This is a genomic window from Fodinibius sp. (assembly GCF_041642155.1).
Lineage (GTDB): Bacteria > Bacteroidota > Rhodothermia > Balneolales > Balneolaceae > Fodinibius.
Genome location: NZ_JBEPWZ010000367.1, coordinates 1 through 2,641, shown reverse-complemented (window position 1 = coordinate 2,641; position 2,641 = coordinate 1). Strand labels below are relative to the sequence as shown.

The 2,641-nt window shown below is 47.1% G+C and carries 2 protein-coding genes; both read left to right on the top strand.

Features of this window, described 5'->3' with window-relative positions; translation table 11 throughout:
* Positions 1-108: 108 nt before the first annotated feature.
* Positions 109-1,272, top strand: a complete 1,164-nt coding sequence (locus ACESLU_RS14015) for a cytochrome c (protein ID WP_372639254.1) — start codon at positions 109-111, stop codon at positions 1,270-1,272.
* Positions 1,273-1,302: 30 nt separating this feature from the next.
* Positions 1,303-2,641 (top strand): hypothetical protein (locus ACESLU_RS14010; RefSeq protein ID WP_372639253.1); only part of this gene is annotated, 1,339 nt, incomplete at its 3' end.

The window sequence follows — 2,641 nt, the reverse complement described above, 5'->3', positions numbered from 1 at the left end:
AATCCACTACAAACGGGCGGGTAAATACCCATTCCTAAAATGATCAGGGTAACAGCTATTATCTGTTGAGAAATTATTGTTTGAAGCAGACTTCAATCAGGAGTAAGTATGAAAATAAAACAACGCTCGGGCTCCCTGTTATTTTTGATGCTCACCTTTTTCTTTATAGCGGCAATTACTCAAACGAATGACCACGACAAGAATTCAAACAAGTTAGTGGAAGCCGCATCTGATACGGTTTTAAAAACACCAACTACTGGAGAAAAGCTCTATTCAGAAGCGTGTGCTGCGTGTCACGGCGTCAGTGGAAAGGGGGTGGCGCAAAGTCAACTCGGTTTTGCAACGCCGGTGCCTGATTTTTCGGATTGTGATTTTGCTAGTCGAGAGCCCGATGGCGACTGGATTGCCGTGGCTCATCAGGGAGGTCCGGTTCGGGGATTTGGCAAAGATATGCCCGCTTTCGGCATGGCGTTAAGTGAGCAAGAACTTCAACAGATAATGGATCATATTCGTACCCTTTGCAGGGATGATAATTGGCCGCGCGGAGAATTAAATCTGCCCCGCCCATTGGTAACTGAAAAGGCGTATCCCGAAGATGAAGCGGTGATAAGTACCTCGGTCGATATGGAAAACGAAGGCAGTGTGATGAACGAACTGGTCTATGAGCAACGATTTGGGGCACGCAATCAAGTAGAGATTGTTATGCCTTTTGGTTTTAGGGAATCCCCTACGGGAAGCTGGAATGGAGGTCAGCTTGGAGATATGGCCTTGGGGATTAAACGTGCGGTATATCATAATATTGATAACGGATCTATTTTTAGCGTCACAGGGGAAGTTATTTTTCCTACCGGAGATCGAGCAACGGGGTTTGGTAAGGGGACAACGATTTTTGAACCTTTTGTTTCTTTTGGGCAGCTCTTGCCGGCAAATAGTTTTTTGCATGTCCAAAGCGGTGTTGAATTGCCTGTGCTACGGGACAAAGCCACCGAAGAAGCTTTCTGGAGGGCGGCCCTGGGCACGAGCTTAACGCATGGTAGTTGGGGAAGAACGTGGTCGCCCATGGTGGAGGTTTTGGGATCGCGGGAGTTTGAGTCAGGGGCGGTTAACCACTGGGATATTGCGCCACAAGTGCAGGTGACGCTCAATAAACGCCAGCATATTATGATGAATGTAGGTGTTCGAATTCCCGCTGATGATGCCAGTCGCGATACCCAATTTATGGTTTATATCCTTTGGGATTGGTTTGATGGCGGACCTTTTGAGGGATGGTAAAAAGAGTTCTTAATTCATAGATAGAGCATTATGTATAAAAACATAGTCATACTATTAATACTTCCTCTTAGCGTGCTGTTTATCGGTACGGTTTCTAATCAATTCCCTGACAGTGAAAATCAAAATGTAGGATACTTCCAAGATACGAATCCTCATCTTTTTGCTACGGCGGATGCCTGCATGAGCTGTCATAACGGATTGGTTACGACATCGGGTGAAGATATTTCTTTTGGTACGGATTGGTCTGCAACCATGATGGCCAATTCGGCGCGCGATCCCTATTGGCATGCTGCCGTTCGTCGCGAAGTCATGGATCATCCCGAATCGCAGGTTCATATAGAAAGTGAGTGCTCGACCTGTCACATGCCGATGGCTCACTACGAGGCAAAATATGGTGGCAAGACTCCTGAAGTATTTTCCAACCTGCCGATAAATCAGGCAATAAGTCGCCAAAATTTATTAGCTGCCGACGGTGTTTCCTGCACCACTTGTCATCAAATTACTGAAGACAACTTGGGTACCGAGGAAAGTTTTGTTGGCCGGTTCGGAATTGATACGCTCAATAGTTTGGGAAAACGAGAAGTATTCGGACCTTATCCTGTTGATGAGGGACTGCAGAATATTATGCATTCGTCGTCGGGATTTTTACAGGCCGAATCGAAACATATCCAGCTTTCCGAAACCTGTGCTACTTGTCATACGCTGATTACCGAGTCACTGGGGCCGGATGGAGAAGTGGTGGGAGAATTGCCCGAGCAGGTACCGTATCAAGAGTGGCAACACAGCAGCTTTGTGGATGAACAGAGTTGCCAATCGTGTCACATGCCGGTCGTAAAAGAGGATGTGGCGATTTCTTCAGTGATGGGTCGGCCCCGTGAGGAGGTATCGCGCCACACATTTAAGGGCGGTAACTTTTTTATGCTGAAGATGCTCAATCGCTATCGAAATGATTTGGGTGTCAAGGCGCTGCCCCGGGAGATGGATGATGCCGTTAACCGGACGATAGATCATCTGCAAAGCGAGTCGGCAAAAATGGAGTTTAACAGGCTCGAGGTTGACGGAGACGAGTTACTGGCAGAAGTTGATATCACCAATCTTGCCGGACATAAACTGCCCACGGCCTATCCTTCGCGAAGAACGTGGATTCATTTCACTATTACTGACGATGAGGGGAAGGTGCTTTTTGAGTCCGGTGCTGTACGCGAGGATGGTTCTATTGTTGGAAATGTTAACGATGAGAATCCCAGCACATTTGAGCCTCATTACACCGAAATCAGCGAGCCCGATCAGGTACAAATTTATGAAACGATCATGGTCGATCCCCAGGAAAATGTTACAACCGGCTTGTTAACAGCCGTTCGGTTTATCA

Bases quoted from the DNA above. Each gene is read 5' to 3' on its own strand.
- ACESLU_RS14015 (WP_372639254.1), top strand. From the start codon at position 109: ATGAAAATAAAACAACGCTCGGGCTCCCTGTTATTTTTGATGCTCACC.